Genomic DNA, 17,013 nt, shown 5'->3' with positions numbered 1-17,013 from the left:
ATCAGCTCGTGGCGACGACCTCGCTATTTCGTTCAAGGAGCAAGTAAATGGATCTTCTGACGTTGCGCAACTACGAAGCGCTCGGCCCTTTCGAGATCAAGAATTTCCTGGCCGAGTCGGCGACCAAGGCGGCCAAGTCGTCCGCGATTGCCTATCTCAATGCGGGACGAGGCAACCCCAACTGGGTCGCGACCGAGCCGCGCGAAGCCTTCTTCACGCTGGGCCAGTTCGCGGTGCTGGAAACCAAGCGCGTCATGGACGTGGCGCCGGGCATCGGCGGCATTCCGCGCGCGGAAGGTTGTGCGGACCGCCTGCAGGCGTGGCTGGCCAAGCATGACGACCTGCCGGGTGCCGACTTCCTGAAGCGGATGGTTCCGTGGGCGGTGCTGAAATTCAATTTCAAGCCGGACGCCTTCGTCAACGAACTCGTTGATTCGATCATCGGCGACCACTACCCGGTGCCCGACCGCATGCTGGTGCACAACGAGATCATCGTGCGAGAGTTTCTGCAGTGGGCGATGTGCGGCGAGCCGAGGCCCAAGGGCACCTTCGAGCTCTATGCGGTCGAAGGCGGCACCGCCGCCATGTGCTACACGTTCAAGGCGCTCAAGAACAACCGGTTGCTGAACGCCGGCGACACCATCGCGCTGGGTGTTCCGATCTTCACGCCTTACCTGGAGATGCCGCACCTGGAGGACTACGACCTCAACGTCGTGACCATCCATGCGCCGCAGGAGAACAGGTTCCAGTTCACCGACGAGGAACTGGACAAGCTGCTCGATCCCAAGATCAAGGCCTTCTTCGTGGTCAACCCGGGCAACCCGTCGGCCATGGCCTTGTCCGAATCTGTCATCAAGAAGATCGGGCAGATCCTGAAGAAGCGCCCCGACCTGATGCTGCTCACCGACGATGTCTACGGGACCTTCGTGCCGGGCTTTCGGTCGCTCCTCGGCGCCTACCCGCGCAACACGATCGGGGTGTATTCCTACAGCAAGTATTTCGGCTGCACGGGCTGGCGCCTCGGGGTGATTGCCGTGCATGAGGACAACGTCTTCGATCAGCACATCGCCAAGCACGACGCCGCCACGCTGAAGAAGCTCGACAAGCGCTACGGCACGCTGACGCCGCATCCGCGCGAGGTCCGGTTCATCGACCGCGTGGTGGCCGACAGCCGCGACGTGGCGCTCAACCACACCGCGGGGCTGTCGCTGCCGCAGCAGGTGATGATGTCCCTCTTCTCGCTCTATGAGTTGATGGACGACCAGAAGGTCTACCAGAAGGCGTGCATGGAAATCTGCCATCGGCGCGCGCTGTTGACGCTCGAAGGCCTTGGCGTCGACGTGGCTGCCAATCCGCTTTTTGACTACTACTACGGGTTGATCGATTTCGAGTTCTGGCTGCGCAAGTACGGCACGGAGGAACTGGTGGCGTGGGTCAAGGAAAACGTGCATCCGCTGGACATCGTCTTCAGGCTTGCCGAGGATCACGGCATCGTGCTGCTGAATGGCGGGGGCTTCGAGGCGCCGGATTGGTCGGCGCGGATCTCGTTCGCCAATCTCGACGAAGACGTCTACGAAAAGATCGGCCGCGCGGTGCGGGCGGTGGCTCGCGGCTATGTGGAGTCCTTCGAGAGGGAGAAGGGTGTCAAGCTGAAGAGGAAGTCGTAGGCGCCGCAAATCTTCCATCTGCCTTGCTTCGGGCCGAGGTGAGCGGCCGGAGTTCCAAGCGTCGCATGTGACAGAAGCATGTCGACGTTTCACCGACGGGCGCGTGACACTGCGCCGTCATGGTCACCCAGGATAGTTCTGCCGGTGAGTTCGCGAGTGCGCTCGCGCACTTGCTGGCAGATCAAAACCTGGAGGGCCATTTCATGTCGAAATTCCGCTTCTTGCTCGCCTGCGCGCTGACGACAGTCGCCGCGGGCATCGGGCCGATGTCCACCGCGGCGCATGCTGCCGAACCCGATGTCGCCGGGTCCCGTCGCGCCGACGACGGAGACAGGGGCAGGGGAAATGACAACGATCGCAATCGCGACAGGGACCGCGACCACGGCCGCGACAACGATCACGATCATGACAACGACCATGGCAACCATGGCCGACCGCCCGAGCCGATCAAGGTCAAGATCATCGGCTTCAACGACTACCATGGCAATCTGCAGTCGCCCGGCACCTTCGGAGTCAATACGGTGGTCCCCGCCGCGCAGCGCCCGGCAGTGGGCGGCGCCGAATACCTTGCCGCCTATGTGGCGCGGATGAAGGCGCAGAACGTCAACAACGTCGTGGTGGGTGCGGGCGATTTCATCGGCGCGTCGCCCCTGATCTCTGCCTTGTTTTTCGACGAGCCCGCAGTCGAGACGCTCAACAAGATCGGGGTCGAGTTCAATGCCGTCGGCAACCACGAGTTCGACAAGGGCTCCGGCGAACTCAAGCGGCTGCAATCCGGCGGCTGCAAGATCACCGACGGCATGCCCGACCCCAACAGCTGCAAGGGCCTCGGCTCGAACGCCATGGGCACCTTCGACGGTGCCCGTTTCAAGTGGCTGTCGGCCAACGTCTTCGAGACGGCCACGGGCCGCACCTTGTTTCCGGCCTACGGCATCAAGACCTTTCAAGGTGCGAAGGTCGCGTTCATCGGCATGACCCTGAAGGGCACGCCCGGCATCGTCACGCCCACGGGTGTGGCCGGCCTGGAGTTCCGCGATGAAGCGCAGACAGTCAATGCATTGATCCCGCGCCTGCGCGCACAGGGCGTCGATGCGATCGTCGTGCTCGTGCACCAGGGCGGCTTCCAGACCAGCCCGAACGTCGGCGACATCAACGGCTGCGACGGCAACCTGAAGAATGCCGATGGCACCGACTCCGACATCGGCAAGATCGTGAAGGGCCTCGACGACGCGGTCGATCTTGTCATCAGCGGCCACACGCATGCCGCCTACAACTGCTCGGCGAACACCGTGGACGTGAAGAACGTGAACGGAGCCACCGTCAGCACGCCGCGTTCGACCGGCCTGCCCAACCGCAAGGGGCGGCTGGTTCCCGTCACCAGCGCGAGCGCCTTCGGTCGCTTGCTCACCGACATCGATCTCACGCTGGATCCTCGATCGCACAAGGTGCTCAAGGTGTCGGCCACGAACCGCCTGGTGGACCGCACCGACGTCGCGATCAACAACGCCATCGTCACCGACCCAAGCGTCAAGAACATCGTCGATGGCTACAACGCCCTGGTATCGCCGCTGGCCAACCAGGTCATCGGCACGATCACCACGGGGCTGTCGAACACGGCGAACGAAACTGGTGAAATGCCGGCTGGAAGCCTGATCGCAGATGCCCAATTGCAGGCCACACAGCCGGCCGCTCTCGGCGGCGCAGTGATGGCGTTCATGAACGCCGGTGGCGTGCGCAATCCTGGTTTCGTGAGCCCGACGGCCGCCTATCCTTACAACGTGACCTACGGCGATGCCTTCACCGTGCAGCCCTTCGGCAACAGCCTGGTGACGATGACGCTGACCGCGCAACAACTCAAGGATGTGCTCGAGCAGCAGTTCACCGGATGCAACGGACAGACGGCACAGCGGGTGATGCAAATCTCGAACGGGTTGAAGTATTCGTGGAGCGCCTCGGCTCCCGCCTGCTCGAAGATCGTGAACGTTGTGCTCACGCCCACCGATGTGACCGTGACGCCCCCGGTCGCGACCGGCGCACCCGAGAACATCGTGGTCAACGGCGTGGTGCAGAACCCGACCAGGACCTACCGGGTGACCGTCAACAACTTCATGGCGACCGGCGGTGACGGCTTCACCGTCCTGGTCGGTGGCACCAATACGCTCGGCGGCGCGCAGGACATCGACGCACTGACGGCCTACCTGAACGGCGGCTACAAGGCGCCGAAGGCCGCCTACGATCCGACGCTGCCCGCGCTGGCGATTCCGCGGATCACGCGGCTTCCCTGAAGGCGATCGCGCTTGATATCGAGAGCCCGGGCCGTATCGCTGGCGCTGCTCATGCTGGGCCCGCCAGCCGTGTATTGCGGCGCGCAGGAGGCTGCGGTGAAGCCTGCGCCGCGCTCCGCGGCCGCGATCACCGACATGCGCGTGAACGACCCGGTGCTGATGGATCAACGCTCTGCGCTGCTGAGCCGCGGCGAGGCAGAACTCGCGCGCGGCGATGTCGCGGCTGCGACCGACACATTCGAACGCGCGGCCATGATGCTGCATGCGCCCGACACGGAGATGGGCCTGGTGCGCGCCTACATGCAGGCCGGGCAATATCGGCGCGCGCTGGCGTTCTGCGCGCACGTGGCCGGCGCACACCTTGAATCAGCGCCCGCAGGCGCGTTGTATGCGTGGCTCTTGCGCGCGGGCGGGCAGGGAGCGGTGGCCGACCGCGTGCTCCGGGAAACCATCGAGCGCCTGCCGCAGGATCCGGTGGCGCTCGACGTGCGCCGGGCCTTTGCGTCCCCGGCACCCGTCGCGAGCGGACTCATGCTGCAAACGCCGCACAGGATGGCGCCCCAGGCGGTTCAGGAAGGTGGCAAGTCCGCGGTCCCCGACGCGGCCCGTGTGGCGTCGGGTGGCGTGCTGATCGGCAATGGAACGATGGCGCTGGTGCCGAGTGCCGTGGTCCGGCCCGAGACCACGAAGGCGATCTGGCTGCGCAACGGCATGGGGCGGACCACGCTTGCGCATGCAGACCTCGGGGCGCAGCCCCTCGGTTCGCTGGGCGTCACGATACTGCGCCTGGACGCGCCGCTCGCCGCCGAAGGAATGCCGGCCGTGGCTGCGCGCGATCCGTTTGCGGGGAGCGCCGGCTTCGCGTTCGAGTACGCCGCGATGGAGAACGCGGCGCCGGCCTGGCCGTGGCTGACCCAAGGCTTCTTCGGTGCGTTCCAAGGCGAAGCTGGGCTTCGGAAGCTGGGCATCGGGATTGCCGGCAGCACCGATGGAGGTCCGGTGCTCGATGCCGCCGGCCGCCTTGCCGGCATGGTGCTGCAGAACAGTGGCGGCGGCGAAGCGGTGATGCTGCCTGCTTCGCGATGGGCGGATGTCTTGCCGGATGCGGTTCCTGTTCCGGCGCCGAGCTTGCCCCGTCAGGGCGTCGTCGCGCGGCCCGGTGGCGCCATACCCGCTGACGAAGCCTACGAAAACGGATTGCGTGTCGCGTTGCAGGTCATCGTGCTGCGTTGAGTCGGCACGACGATGCGAGTCACCTCGAAATGCGCGCCACCCATCTGGCCCGCGATATCGCCCGCCAGATCAGCATAGCCGGGCTCGATATAGACAAGCTCCTGCTCGCCATCCAGCTTTGCGACTTCACGCCAGTCCATCTGATGCTGGGGCAGGATGTCCGCGGGCTTCTGGTTCGGGCCCATCGGATAAGGCATGGCGTACACCCTGCACTGAGGGTGGCCGGGGGCGATGTAGATGGTTTCCACCCAGGCTTGGGATGTCATGGCTCTTCCTTGAAGATTCAGGTGGCGGGGCGGGTGGGGGAATGATTCAAGGCGTATTTCATATGGCATCAAGGCCACCGCGGCTCTCGTCGAGAGCTTGGTTGGCGCAATATTCCCATGCGACCGTGAAACTCTCGTGAAAGCGATGGAGGCCACAACTTGCTGAATCAGAGCAGCGCGATTGACGCACACGTGACCCAGTGTTACGAAGCACCCATGCTGAGCATTCGTGGCCTCCGTTCAGCGCATGGCGGCCCCTTCGACCTCGATCTCGCGCGCGGCGAGTGCCTGACCATCGTCGGCCCCTCGGGCGTGGGCAAGAGCCTGTTCATGCGGCTGGTCGCCGACCTCGATCCCGGTAGCGGCACCGTGACCTTGAACGGCCGTCCGCGGGAGTCATGGCGCCCGACCGAATGGCGGCAGCAAGTCGTCTATCAGGCGGCCGAACCCGCGTGGTGGCAGCCGACCGTCGGGCCGCACTTCCCGGCGGAATCCATCGAGGCGACGCGGGCTGCCCTACCTTCGCTTCACCTGCCCGACGACATCCTTGAAGCAGAAGTGGTGCGCCTGTCGACTGGCGAACGGCAAAGGCTTGCACTGCTGCGTTCGCTGTCGCGCCGCCCCGTGGTGCTCTTGCTGGACGAGCCGACCGCATCGCTCGACGGTGCATCGTCGCTGGCGATGGAGGCCACGCTGCAGGGCCGCATCCATGACGGCCTGTCGATCCTCTGGGTCACGCACTCCACGGAGCAGGCCGAGCGCGTGAGCCAGCGGCGCTATGCCATGACGCGCGAAGGACTGCACCCGCTGTGAACACCGTGGTCCATCTCGGCGCGGTCGACGTGGCGCTGGCCTCAGTCCTGGTTCTCGCGAGCGCGGTTGCCTCTCTGTTTCTGCGGCTCGATCTGCACCGGCAGGTGTTGTGGGCCGCAACGCGCATGGTCGTGCAGTTGCTGCTGGTCGGCTTGCTGTTGCGCGTGGTCTTCAGGGCCGCATCGCCGGGCGTCACGCTCGTCATCGTGCTGCTGATGATCGCGGCCGCGGCGCGCGAGGTGGCGGTACGTCCCACGCGAAGGCTGCAATCGGCAGGCAACTACCGGATCAGCGCGGCAGTGGTCGGCATCTCGAGCGTTGCCACGGTCGCGCTGGCGCTGATGACGGCCATCCGCCCGCACCCTTGGTACGACCCGCGCTACGCGATCCCGCTGATGGGCATCGTGCTCGGCAGCGTGCTCAATTCGGCGAGCCTTGGACTCGACAGTTTTCTGGAAGGCGTGGTGCTGCGGCGTCCGGCGATCGAGGCCCAGCTCGCACTCGGCGCGTCCATCCACGAGGCGCTCGCCGAACTGCTTCGGTCGTCGATCCGTCGGGCGATGATCCCCATCGTCAACCAGATGTCGGCTGCGGGGATCATCACGCTGCCGGGCATCATGACCGGCCAGTTGCTCGCGGGCATGGATCCGATCGAGGCGGTGAAGTATCAGATCCTGCTGCTCTTCCTGCTGACAGGCGCGGGCGGCCTGGCTGCCGCCGGAGCGGTGTACCTCGCCGCGCGCGCCATCACCGATGAGCGGCAACGCCTCCGGCTGGATCGATTGGCAAAGCCACCGGAGCGCGGCATCACCCCTTCACGAAAGCGAGCAGATCGGCGTTGATGACATCCGCATGGGTCGTCGGCATGCCGTGCGGAAAGCCCTTGTAGGTTTTCAGCGTTCCGTTTTTCAGAAGCTTTGCGGACAGCGGCGCCGAATCGGCATACGGCACGATCTGGTCGTCGTCGCCATGCATCACCAGCACCGGCAGGTTGAGCTTCTTCAGGTCTTCGGTGAAGTCCGTCTGGGAAAAGGCGACGATGCCGTCATGGTGCGCCTTGGCGCCTCCCATCATTCCCTGGCGCCACCAGTTCAGGATCACGCCCGGCGCCGGCTTCGCGCCCGGCCGGTTGTAGCCATAGAACGGTCCTGCGGCGATGTCGTGGAAGAACTGGGCGCGGTTGCTTGCGGTTTGCGCCTGGAAGTCGTCGAACACTTCCTTGGGAAGTCCGCCCGGATTGGATTCCGTCTTCACCATCAACGGGGGTACGGCGCTGATGATCACGGCCTTGGCCGCCCGGCTCTCTCCGTGGCGCGCCAAATAGTGCACCACTTCGCCGCCGCCGGTCGAGTGGCCGACATGCACCGCATTCTTGAGGTCGAGGTGCGCGGTCAGCGCCGCCAGGTCGTCGGCGTAGTGGTTCATGTCGTGGCCGCTGTCGACCTGGCTGGAGCGGCCGTGGCCGCGGCGGTCGTGGGCGATGACGCGATAGCCGTTCTTCAGAAAGAACATCATCTGCGCATCCCAGTCGTCGGAAGAGAGCGGCCAGCCGTGGCTGAACACGATGGGCTGGCCTTGGCCCCAGTCCTTGTAGAAGATCTCGACGCCGTCCTTGGTGGTGATTAAGCTCACGGATGGGTTCCTTCCAGAGGTTGATCGGTTGATGAGGGCCGCAACTGCGGCGGAGTGCATTCTTCTCCGATTCGGCGATGCCGCGCACGTGATGTACCCGGTGGGTTCCAACGGCGCAAGCCAGGCCATCGTCGACGCGCGGGTGCTCGGCGCGGCGATCGTCGAGCATGGCGTGAGCCCCGCCGCGTTGCAGGCGTACAACAACAAGCTGTGCGCCGATATTTCGGCGCTGGTGCTCGCAGCCGAGCGCGAGGCCTTCACGGCGCGTTACAAGGCTGCGGCGGGCTTCGCCATCGAGACGCTCAACGCGGCGCCGCAGACGATTGCGGCAGGGGCGCGGTGTCGCCTATGAGTCAGCGGCCAGGACTTTCGACGCCGCCGTAAGGTAATCGGCGTGGCGCGTTGGAGACAATCCACGCCAATGCAAACTTATGACCTCACCAGGCTGCGCAAGAAATCCGCGCCCCTCGGTCGTGCGCCGGCGCTGCGCACACGCAGCCGCTATCTCCTGATTCGCCGCAGCCTGCTCGACAGGCTCGCCGATGCGCGTCACAGGTACGTGGTCCTGCGAGCGCCGGCCGGCTTCGGCAAGAGCAGCCTCCTGGCCTCCTGGCGGGGTGAACTGGTGCCGGCCGGTGTGGACGTCGCCTGGCTGGACCTCGCCGAGCGACACGCGGACGTTTCGGGCTTCCTGGCCGACCTGGTGGCGTCGCTGGCGATCACGGATCTCCCGATCGCTCGCGAGCCTGCACGGCTTGCCGGCCTCGAACCCGATGACGAAAGCATCGAGCGCGTGATCATCGCGCTGGTGCGAGGTATTGCTGCGCACAGTGGCGAAGTCGTATTGGTCATTGACGACGCTCATCTCGCCCGCGAGCCAGGCGTGCAATTGGCAATCCAGCTTCTCGTCGACTACGCCCCGACGAACCTTCGATGCGTGTTTGCGACCCGGCAGCCGCTTCCGATTTCGCTGGCGCGAGCGCAGGCTGCGCGAACGGTGCTGGACCTGGGCATCGAGGACTTGCGCTTTTCCCGCATCGAAACGCTCGAATATCTGGCAGCCATGGGCTCAGGCGTCGATCCCCGCCTGGCACAAGGGGTGCATCGCCAGACGGAAGGATGGGCAGCGTTGCTCAATCTGGCGAGTGCAGACCTGCGTCGCCGGCGCGGCGTGTTTCCGCCCCCGGTGGACGGCATGGCCGATCCGGCGCCCTTCGCGGACTTTTTCGAGACGGAAGTGCTCTCGCGGTTTTCCGAAGGCGAGCTGCATGTTCTGGTCTGCTGCGCGGTACCTGCCATGTTCGACGAAACGCTTTGTGCCGGCCTCGTCGGGGTTCCGGCGGCGCTTTCGGGCTGCAAGGGGTTGTTCGACCGTCTCGCCGGCGAAGGCCTCCTCGGTGCGCAGTCCGCCGCGTTGCCGGGCGAACGGTGGTGGCTCATGCATCCGTTGCTTCGCAGCACGCTTGCTGCTCACGCAAGAGCGTGGCCGGAGCACGACCGCCGGCAGATCCATGCGACGTTGTGGCAGTTCTTCGCAGACCGCGGCATCCATCACGAAGCCGTCAGGCACGCCCTGCTGGCGGGTGATGAGGAGGCGGCCGCCGAGCTCGCGGACCGTGGCGCCATGGTCCTGTTCGCCAAGGGCGATGTGCGCCCGCTGATCGCGCTGCTGCGCCAGCTTCCGCAAACTCTTTTGCGCGCCAATGTTGCCCTTCGCCTCTGGGCGGCCTGGATCGAATTGTGCGAATACCGCCTGGAGGACTGTGCGGCCAGCATCGTCCGCTTGCAGGTGGAACTGGCGGATGCCCAACCCGCGATTCGCTTCCGGCTCACGCTGCTGCGCTGCCTCCTTGCCATTCGCCTCGACGATTCCGATACGGTGAAGGCGATGCAGTCCGAATTGCTGCAACCGCCTGCGGAGGCCGATGCCATTGCGCTGGCCGGGCGTCGCAACATCCTGACTTGGCTCTTCATCCACGTCGGAGAGTTCGAACGTGCGCGGCGCATCCAGTCCGAAGAGCCGACCCCGACTCTGGATGGCGAGCCGATCGTCGGTTCCATTTTTGGATCGCTGGCGGGGCGATGTCTTGTCGGACTCTCGCATGTTGTCCAGGGTCACATGCGTCTCGGGGAGCAGGTCTACCGCGAAGTGCTTCGCGAAGCCGAGGAGCGCGGCGCTCCATGCGCCGAAGCAGCCCGTCTCGCGGCGCTGTTGCTGGTCGAGGTTCTCTACGAGCAGGAGGGCCCCGAGGCCGCCATGCGGTTCATCGAGGAGCACGGTGGGGCCAATGACACCCTGATGCCGGACACCACGTTGCGAATCATGGCGGCATTGAATCGTGCGCATCAGGCCGCCGGCCGCACGGAAGAAGCGCTGGCCTGCATCGCACGCATGAGGACTCTCGCGCAACGCTTTCGGATAGACCGTATGCAGGCGCTGGCATTGATCGATCAACTGAAAATTCAGCTCGCGCGCGGCGATGTCGAATTCGCGCGTGGAAGCATGGAAGCGATCGGGGCGTTGGCCGGGCGTCACACGGGCGCGCAAGGTGGGGCGCCGCGCCGTATCCGCCGGTTGGCGGAAGAGGCCCGGGTACGCATGGCGATGCATGAAGGCGATTTGCACGTTGCGCTCGCGAAAATCGAAGGGCTCGTGACCGCGTCCGCGCAAAGCGGAGAGTTGCGGCACGTGGTCTATTTTTCGCTGCAGGCTGCGGAGGTCGAAAGAAGGCTCGGGCGTGCGGAACCGTGCAGAACCCGGGTTCGAAGTGCGCTTCGCCTGGGCCATGCCCTCGGCCTCAAGCAGACCATCCTGTGGTCACACGATGGCGCGCTGGCGCTGATCCGTGAAGCTTGCGCGGAGCCCGATGTCGATCCGCTGCTTTCCTTCTATGTGGAGCGCATCGAGGCGCTGGCGCGCGCCCAGTTCACTGGCATCCAGGGCGCTTTGCCGGAGACGGGTCGGGCAAGAGGCGCGCGGTGGGCCGACTTGCTCACGCCGCGTGAGGGGGAGGTCGCCGAACTGCTCGCGCAATCGATGCCGAACAAGAAGATCGCGCATGCGCTGGGGCTCTCGCTCGACACCGTCAAGTGGCATCTCAGGAACATCTACATGAAGCTCGACGCACCCGGACGCGACGCTGTCGTCAGGAAGGTGCGTGCCGAGGCGACCTGCACGTCACCCAGGTTCTGACTTACCAAGTGCCGTGGACCACCTGCTTCATCAGATTCAACAGTTGCCTGGCGTCCCAGAACAGATCTGCGATCTGGTAGGTGATGAGAATCATCGCGGGGTAGAAGATGTCGGGGCGGCGGGATTGCATCGTCATCGCGTGCTGGGAAAAGACTCTCAGGCCCAGTCTGGTGTTGCCGATCCATGCAAGCGCCACGCCGATGGCCCCGCCTGCCGCGAGATCTGAGACGTAGTGCAAGCCCAGGTAGGCGCGCGGCACCGCGATGAACAGCAGCACGAACAGCAGCGCCAGTCCGCCCCACAGGCGCGACACGAACCACATGCCGGCAGCCAGGGCGAAGAACATTGCCGCATGGTCGCTCGGCAGCGAACTGCTGCGATCCCAACCTTCGGGGTGCATCCCGTAGGGCAGCACGAAGCCGAGTTGCGGATCGATGATCGGCCGGGGCCGGGACGGCAGGATATGCGTCAGCCCGACGGAAATGACCGCGGCGAAGCAACTGGCGACAACGGCCGACACAAGGCGCGCGTGGCGCTGCTGTGGGTCGGTGGGATTGGGCGCAAACCAAAGCGCCCAGAATGAAATCAGCAGGGGGCCGACCTTGAGCAGTCCGTTGTACGCAAACGCCATCTCGAATGTGTCGAAGCCGCGCGAGACTCCCGCATAGGCGTTCATGAAATGGATGGCGGCTACGTCGATTTGAAGCATCGGATGATTTCGTGGTGGTCGCGACGATCTGTCAGTAGGCGACGTACGGCCCCGTTCCTGCAGGCGTCGAGGCGCCTTCGATGGCCGAGAAGACATTGCGACCGAAGAAGAAGGGCAGGCCCCAGTCGAATCCGGTGCCCCCCGGGAACGTCCCGGCGACGTTGCTGAACGCGGTTGCTGCCGTATTGCTCGTGAACTGGGTGTGGGCGTTCGCGACGCTGAAGGTGACCGAGCCGCTCGTGCCGTTGGTCCCCAGGTTGACGGCGGTGAGCGATTGCGTCGATGCCGGGCAATAGAAACCGCTCTCGCCCATGTTGGGGCAGGTCGGCAGCGCGGTGGTACCGAAGAAGAAGAAATTCGAGCCGCTGTCGATGAAGCTGTGAAGGTAGGTTTGCCCGTTGAACACGGTCGTGAAATCCCCGGAGCTGTCGACACCGTAGGCCTGGGCGCTGCCCAGCGCATTGTTGGCGCGCGTGCCGATGCCGAGCACCAGCGAGCCGATCACGTTCGTCGCGCCGCGGGGATCGATCGCGGGGAGCTGGATCAGCACGCCGTTGTTGTCCGACGGGAGAAGCGCCACCGGATTGGTCACCTGCTTGCCCAGGGGAAGGGCGGTGGCCGAGCACCCGTTGCCGCCGGGGCAGGCGTAGTAGGTTCCGGGAATGGCCTTGGCCACGCAGGCGTCGCCGCAGTCCTGGCGGAACGAACCCACGCCGAGCAGGCCATTGCCGCCCAGGCTTGCGACCGTGTTGTTCGCTGCGCCGGCGTTCGAGCAGGTGGCGGGGACGCTGGCGAAATCGGGGTCCGCGATGATCTGCACCGGCACCGATGCGGCCGTCAAGCTCCCCATGGTGACATCGGCCAGCTTGACCGAGCCCCAGGAATAGCTGCTGACGAACTGCGCGCATTCGGCGATGGGGTTGTTCGAGGCGTCGGCCTGTTGCAGCAGGGCCGAGCGGTTGTTCACTGCCGAGGCCATCAAGCGCAGGCCGCTCGATCCGGTGTCGAGGATGATGTGGTCGATGGTCTGGCAGGACGAGGTGCCCGGTGCACACACCGTGAGGCTGACATAGGGCGCATTGACGATGCCGGTGGCGCCGACGGGCCCGGCATCGAGAATGATGGCCGTGACGTTGGGGCCGGCGACCGTTGCCCCACCGCCGGAAGGCGGGCTGGTGCCCCCGGTCCCCGGGGTCGAGCCGGTCGCCGGGAGGGAAGCCGGCAAGCCGGCACCGCCTCCGCCGCCTCCGCCCCCGCATCCTGTCATGACCAAGGCACAGACGGCCATCGCGAGCGCAAGCTGCACGCTGCGCATGCCGAGTCCGAGTCGGCTAGCGAATGTCTTCAAGGCGTACTCCCTCCGGCAACTGGCCGGGCAGATAGGCCTTGCCTTCAAAGGCACGCATGTGTCCGCCCGAATGGATGACCACTTCCGGCCGGCTCACCAGGGCGTTGCCGCGGCCGATGCGTCCCTTGCCTGCAGCCTCCGCGAAGGTGGCGAAGTGATCGCCCAGCACCTGCTTCAGGTCGGGCATGAAGGGGCCCTGCCATGTCACCGCGAAGACTTGGCCCGAGGCGGGAGAGACGAACTCCCGGACCACGGTTCCGGTGGGGGTGGTGATTTCATGCACGGTGTAGGCCGGGCCGGCCTTCACTTCGCGCGTGGCTTTCATGTGCGTCTGGTCCGTTGCCACGGACGACGCAGGGCCGCCGAGCGCGGCGACTGCTTCGAGCGGCAACAAGGCCGCGAGCCAAAGTACGAACCCGATTCGACAAACGGTCGGCATGCTGACCCCCCTTGCGCAATTCATCCGATGCACTTTCGAATTTCATTGTGGCATCGCGACGCTGCCGCATCCATAGGGTCCGATCGGTGTGGCGAGGGCCAGCGGCTCTGGCACGTCGAGTCTTTTTTCACGGTCGGCTCACCTATCTTGAAGAACGGGTGGACGGGCATTTCCGTCAGGTTAGCATAGTCGTAACAAATTGAAAGCGACCCTATGTCTTCTCCGGTTTCGCACGTCATCCGAGTTGCCGTCGTTCTCGCGATCGGCGCCATTGGCGCCTCGGCGTCGGCAGAGATTCACCGATGCAAGGACGACAGGGGGCAAACGGTGCTCTCCGATCGGCCATGCGGCGCCGCGTATGTCGGTGATCCTCTTCGGTCCAATGCGTTGGGGACAGGCGCCGACAAGGTCGCTGCCAGCGAGATGCACACCGGCCAGAGCAGGGACGTGTCGGCTCAATACTCGTTCATTGCAGACCGCAGCTCGCACTCCGCGAGAAGGCCCTCTGACAGGTAGCCACCGCCGGCTTTGCCGACGGGCTTGCGCACTGCCCTATACTCCGCGCCGCTTGCAGCTTGTATCGAATGCTGCGCCGCCATCGGCAACATGGCGAAATCAATCCTAAGGAAAACCTCGTGAACCGTATCGAACTGGTCGAAAAGATCGCCACCGCCCACAACGTCAGCAAGGCCGAAGCCGCCCGCATCCTGGAAACAGTGACGGGTTCCATCGTCGCCGCAGTGAAGAAGGGCGACCCCGTCCAGCTCATCGGCTTCGGCACCTTCAAGCAGGTGGCGCGCGCCGCTCGCACGGGCTTCAACCCCCAGGCCGGTGCCAAGATCAAGATCGCTGCACAAAAGGTGCCGAAGTTCGTCCCCGGCGCTGCTTTCAAGGCGGCCATCGATCCCAAGGCCGCCAAGCGCAAGGCCGAGAAGGCCGCTGCCAAGCCTGCGGCGAAGAAGGCTGCTCCCGCCAAGAAGGCCGCCAAGAAGTAAATTCTTCTTCTCGCAGCCGATGGCTGCGTCCCAAGGAAAACGGCCCCTCGGGGCCGTTTTCTTTTTGGAGGGTTCGCGGTCGGGTCAGGCTTCGATCCGGCGCAGCAATCGCAGGCCATTGCCCACGACCAGCAGGCTCGCGCCCATGTCCGCGAAAACCGCCATCCACATCGTCGCGCCGCCGAACACCGCCAGCAAGAAGAACACGGCCTTGATGGCGAGCGCCAGGCCGATGTTCTGCCACAGCACGGTGTGCGTGCGCCGGGACAGGCGGATCGTCTCCGCGATGCGGCCGAGATCGTCGTTCATGATCACGACGTCCGCCGCTTCCATCGCCGTGTCCGTTCCCGCCGCACCCATGGCGAATCCGATGTCGGCGCGGGCCAGCGCCGGCGCGTCGTTGATGCCGTCGCCGGTCATCGCGGTGGGGCCGTAGCGCTCGCGCATCTGATCGATGGCGCCGAGCTTGTCTTGCGGCAGCAACCCGCCGCGCGCATCGCCGATGCCCGCCTCGCGTGCCACCGCCTGCGCCGTGGCTTCGTTGTCGCCGGTCAGCATCACGGGCATCACGCCGAGGCGCTTGAGTTGGGCGATGGCTTCGATGGAGCTGGGCTTGACGGTGTCGGCCACGGCGAAAAGTCCGAGCACGCCGCGCTCGCTCGCGAGGAGGGTCACCGTGCGTCCTTCGGCCTCGTGCGCGAGGAGCGCCGCGTCGAGCGCCGGATCGCCTTGGCCGCGTTCGCGGATGAGCCGATGGTTGCCGAGCACCAGACGCTCGCCGTGGATCACGCCCTCGACGCCGCGCCCCAGCAGCGCGGCGAATGCATCGACGTCGGAGACGGGGCCCTCCAGGCCTTCCGCGATGGCCTTGGAGACGGGGTGATCGGATCGTGCCGCCAGGCTCCTCGCGTGTTGAAAGGCAACGGCTTCGTCGGTGTTCCCCCATGAGCGGAAGGCCACCAACTGAGGCTTGCCTTCGGTGATGGTGCCGGTCTTGTCCAGCGCAACGGCCTTGAGCCGGCGCGCATCTTCGAGGTAGGTGCCGCCCTTGATCAGGATGCCACGCCGCGCAGCAGAGGCAAGGCCGCTCACGACCGTGACCGGCGTCGAGATCACCAGCGCGCAGGGGCAGGCGATCACCAGCAGAACCAGCGCCTTGTAGATTGCAGCCAGCCACTCCCAGCCTAGAAAAAGCGGCGGCAGCACGGCCACCGCCACGGCCAGGACGAACACTGTCGGCGTGTAGACGGCCGCAAAGCGATCCACGAAACGCTGCGTTGGCGCGCGGGAGCCCTGTGCTTCCTCGACCGCGTGGATGATGCGCGCCAGCGTCGTGTCGTTGGCGGCCGCCGTGACGCGGAACTCGATCTCGCCGTTTTCGTTGATGGTGCCTGCGAAGACCGGCTCGCCCGGCGCCTTGTCGACCGGGATGCTTTCACCGGTGACGGGCGCCTGGTTGATGCTGCTGTTGCCGCGCGTGACGATGCCGTCCAGCGCAACGCGTTCGCCGGGCTTCACCCGTGCGACGGCGCCCAGCGGAATGTCGTTGGCCAGAATGCGCACCCAGCTTCCGTCGGCCTGCCGCACCTCGGCATCGTTCGGCGCGAGGTCGACGAGGCCCTTGATGGCATTGCGCGCACGGTCCACCGCGCGTGCCTCGATCAATTCTGCAATTGCATAGAGCGCCATCACCATCGCCGCCTCGGGCCATTGGCCGATGACGAACGCGCCTGTGACGGCCACCGACATGAGCGCGTTGATGTTGAGCCTCGCGTGCCGGAGGGCCTGCAGACCCTTCGCATAGGTTTCGAGGCCGGCCAGGCCGATGGCCGCCACGGCAACTGCCATGCCGGCCACCTTCCAGGGCATGGTGTCCGGCGCGAAATAGGAGACACCTTCGGCCACGAGCGCCAGCGCGAGGGCGGTGGCGAGTCGCAGGTAGCCGCCGCTGTGCCCGTGATCATCGTTCAATGCGGTTTCGGCGCCTGCCGAGCCCTGTGGCGCGAGCGGTTCGGGTACATAGCCAGCCTTGCGAATGGCCGCCAGGGCGTGTGGAATCGCCCCCGGAGCGCCGTCGATCCTCAGCGTTCTCCGGCCCAACTGGAAATGCAGTCCGCGAATCCCCGCGATCGGTTCGACGACGCGGCGAATGTCCGATTCTTCCGCGCTGCAATCCATGGTTGGAATGCGAAAGGTATTGGCGGCGACCGGCCCGTCTTGCGCGGGCTCGGGGACGTCGTGGTGGTCGGCCGAACAGCAGTAGTCTGAGTGGGCGACATGGCCATGCGCGCCGCTGTCCGTCCGGTGAGCGGCGGCGATCGATGTTTCCGGGGTTGTTGTTCTTGCCATGTCGTCATTGGAAACCCTCAAGTGACTGCAAGGTCAAGCCGGCTTGAAGCATTCGGCGCCGTGTGGCAATCTGCATCGCCGTCG

Annotated in this window: 14 protein-coding genes and 1 pseudogene; 9 read left to right on the top strand and 6 right to left on the bottom strand. The window is 65.4% G+C overall.

Going from position 1 to position 17,013, the window contains the following annotated elements; translation table 11 throughout:
* Positions 1 to 47: 47 nt before the first annotated feature.
* The 3 genes from AC1DN9_RS22925 to AC1DN9_RS22915 all read left to right on the top strand — a co-directional run bounded on the left by AC1DN9_RS22925 (position 48) and on the right by AC1DN9_RS22915 (position 5,185).
* Complete coding sequence (locus AC1DN9_RS22925) at positions 48 to 1,667, top strand: bifunctional aspartate transaminase/aspartate 4-decarboxylase (protein WP_478103933.1); 1,620 nt, start codon at positions 48 to 50, stop codon at positions 1,665 to 1,667.
* A 203-nt stretch (positions 1,668 to 1,870) separates the two neighbouring features.
* Complete coding sequence (locus AC1DN9_RS22920) at positions 1,871 to 3,952, top strand: bifunctional metallophosphatase/5'-nucleotidase (protein ID WP_478103932.1); 2,082 nt, start codon at positions 1,871 to 1,873, stop codon at positions 3,950 to 3,952.
* A 12-nt stretch (positions 3,953 to 3,964) separates the two neighbouring features.
* Positions 3,965 to 5,185, top strand: a complete 1,221-nt coding sequence (locus AC1DN9_RS22915; protein ID WP_478103931.1) for a tetratricopeptide repeat protein — start codon at positions 3,965 to 3,967, stop codon at positions 5,183 to 5,185.
* Here AC1DN9_RS22915 and AC1DN9_RS22910 read toward each other — a convergent pair.
* Positions 5,137 to 5,451, bottom strand: coding sequence for a hypothetical protein (locus AC1DN9_RS22910; RefSeq protein ID WP_478103929.1), 315 nt, complete (start codon positions 5,449 to 5,451; stop codon positions 5,137 to 5,139). The two genes, AC1DN9_RS22915 and AC1DN9_RS22910, sit on opposite strands and share 49 nt — an antisense overlap.
* Before the next feature lie 216 nt (positions 5,452 to 5,667).
* On the opposite strand from AC1DN9_RS22910, the gene AC1DN9_RS22905 reads away from it, so the two are divergent.
* Together AC1DN9_RS22905 and AC1DN9_RS22900 are read left to right on the top strand one after the other, a co-directional pair.
* Positions 5,668 to 6,264: an ABC transporter ATP-binding protein gene (locus tag AC1DN9_RS22905; protein WP_478103928.1), complete on the top strand. Its 597-nt coding sequence runs from the start codon at positions 5,668 to 5,670 to the stop codon at positions 6,262 to 6,264.
* Positions 6,261 to 7,106 carry an ABC transporter permease gene (locus AC1DN9_RS22900; protein WP_478103927.1) on the top strand — a complete coding sequence of 282 codons (846 nt, stop codon included), beginning with the start codon at positions 6,261 to 6,263 and terminating at the stop codon, positions 7,104 to 7,106. Before AC1DN9_RS22905 ends, AC1DN9_RS22900 begins: the two co-directional genes overlap by 4 nt.
* On the opposite strand, the gene AC1DN9_RS22895 is transcribed toward AC1DN9_RS22900, so the two are convergent.
* Positions 7,072 to 7,896: an alpha/beta fold hydrolase gene (locus tag AC1DN9_RS22895; protein ID WP_478103925.1), complete on the bottom strand. Its 825-nt coding sequence runs from the start codon at positions 7,894 to 7,896 to the stop codon at positions 7,072 to 7,074. The two genes, AC1DN9_RS22900 and AC1DN9_RS22895, sit on opposite strands and share 35 nt — an antisense overlap.
* 73 nt (positions 7,897 to 7,969) lie before the next feature.
* On the opposite strand from AC1DN9_RS22895, the pseudogene AC1DN9_RS22890 reads away from it, so the two are divergent.
* A pseudogene (locus tag AC1DN9_RS22890) lies at positions 7,970 to 8,248 on the top strand (flavin-dependent oxidoreductase); the annotation flags it as partial.
* A 69-nt stretch (positions 8,249 to 8,317) separates the two neighbouring features.
* The gene (locus AC1DN9_RS22885; protein WP_478103924.1) at positions 8,318 to 11,089 is read left to right on the top strand and encodes a LuxR C-terminal-related transcriptional regulator; all 2,772 of its coding nucleotides are present in this window, start codon (positions 8,318 to 8,320) and stop codon (positions 11,087 to 11,089) included.
* 1 nt (position 11,090) lies between these two features.
* Here the strand turns inward: AC1DN9_RS22885 and AC1DN9_RS22880 are convergent, their stop codons facing one another.
* The 3 genes from AC1DN9_RS22880 to AC1DN9_RS22870 are packed head-to-tail and all read right to left on the bottom strand — an operon-like array spanning position 11,091 to position 13,585.
* On the bottom strand, positions 11,091 to 11,798 hold the full coding sequence (locus AC1DN9_RS22880; RefSeq protein WP_478103923.1) for a phosphatase PAP2 family protein: 708 nt from the start codon (positions 11,796 to 11,798) through the stop codon (positions 11,091 to 11,093).
* 31 nt (positions 11,799 to 11,829) lie between these two features.
* The gene (locus AC1DN9_RS22875; RefSeq protein ID WP_478103921.1) at positions 11,830 to 13,146 is read right to left on the bottom strand and encodes a DUF3443 domain-containing protein; all 1,317 of its coding nucleotides are present in this window, start codon (positions 13,144 to 13,146) and stop codon (positions 11,830 to 11,832) included.
* Positions 13,130 to 13,585, bottom strand: coding sequence for a DUF2844 domain-containing protein (locus AC1DN9_RS22870; RefSeq protein ID WP_478103920.1), 456 nt, complete (start codon positions 13,583 to 13,585; stop codon positions 13,130 to 13,132). The genes AC1DN9_RS22875 and AC1DN9_RS22870 overlap by 17 nt, the downstream gene beginning before the upstream one ends.
* A 213-nt stretch (positions 13,586 to 13,798) precedes the next feature.
* Here AC1DN9_RS22870 and AC1DN9_RS22865 point away from each other — a divergent pair, with 213 nt between their 5' ends.
* Both AC1DN9_RS22865 and AC1DN9_RS22860 read left to right on the top strand, forming a co-directional pair.
* A complete protein-coding gene (locus AC1DN9_RS22865; protein WP_478103919.1) occupies positions 13,799 to 14,101 on the top strand; it encodes a DUF4124 domain-containing protein in 303 nt (100 codons plus the stop codon).
* A 119-nt stretch (positions 14,102 to 14,220) separates the two neighbouring features.
* Complete coding sequence (locus AC1DN9_RS22860; RefSeq protein ID WP_478103917.1) at positions 14,221 to 14,580, top strand: HU family DNA-binding protein; 360 nt, start codon at positions 14,221 to 14,223, stop codon at positions 14,578 to 14,580.
* Positions 14,581 to 14,664: 84 nt separating this feature from the next.
* On the opposite strand, the gene AC1DN9_RS22855 is transcribed toward AC1DN9_RS22860, so the two are convergent.
* A complete protein-coding gene (locus AC1DN9_RS22855) occupies positions 14,665 to 16,929 on the bottom strand; it encodes a heavy metal translocating P-type ATPase (protein WP_478103916.1) in 2,265 nt (754 codons plus the stop codon).
* Positions 16,930 to 17,013 lie beyond the last annotated feature (84 nt).

Source organism: Variovorax sp. 05L425, assembly GCF_056397705.1.
The sequence above is the reverse complement of the archived record's forward strand: the minus strand, read 5'-3'. Positions and strand labels throughout refer to the sequence as shown.

What these genes read in the sequence shown, in the direction of transcription:
- AC1DN9_RS22925 (WP_478103933.1), top strand. Translation starts at nt 48, where the DNA reads ATGGATCTTCTGACGTTGCGCAACTACGAAGCGCTCGGCCCTTTCGAG.
- AC1DN9_RS22920 (WP_478103932.1), top strand. Translation starts at nt 1,871, where the DNA reads ATGTCGAAATTCCGCTTCTTGCTCGCCTGCGCGCTGACGACAGTCGCC.
- AC1DN9_RS22910 (WP_478103929.1), bottom strand. Translation starts at nt 5,451, where the DNA reads ATGACATCCCAAGCCTGGGTGGAAACCATCTACATCGCCCCCGGCCAC.
- AC1DN9_RS22905 (WP_478103928.1), top strand. Translation starts at nt 5,668, where the DNA reads ATGCTGAGCATTCGTGGCCTCCGTTCAGCGCATGGCGGCCCCTTCGAC.
- AC1DN9_RS22885 (WP_478103924.1), top strand. Translation starts at nt 8,318, where the DNA reads ATGCAAACTTATGACCTCACCAGGCTGCGCAAGAAATCCGCGCCCCTC.
- AC1DN9_RS22880 (WP_478103923.1), bottom strand. Translation starts at nt 11,798, where the DNA reads ATGCTTCAAATCGACGTAGCCGCCATCCATTTCATGAACGCCTATGCG.
- AC1DN9_RS22870 (WP_478103920.1), bottom strand. Translation starts at nt 13,585, where the DNA reads ATGCCGACCGTTTGTCGAATCGGGTTCGTACTTTGGCTCGCGGCCTTG.
- AC1DN9_RS22865 (WP_478103919.1), top strand. Translation starts at nt 13,799, where the DNA reads ATGTCTTCTCCGGTTTCGCACGTCATCCGAGTTGCCGTCGTTCTCGCG.
- AC1DN9_RS22855 (WP_478103916.1), bottom strand. Translation starts at nt 16,929, where the DNA reads ATGGCAAGAACAACAACCCCGGAAACATCGATCGCCGCCGCTCACCGG.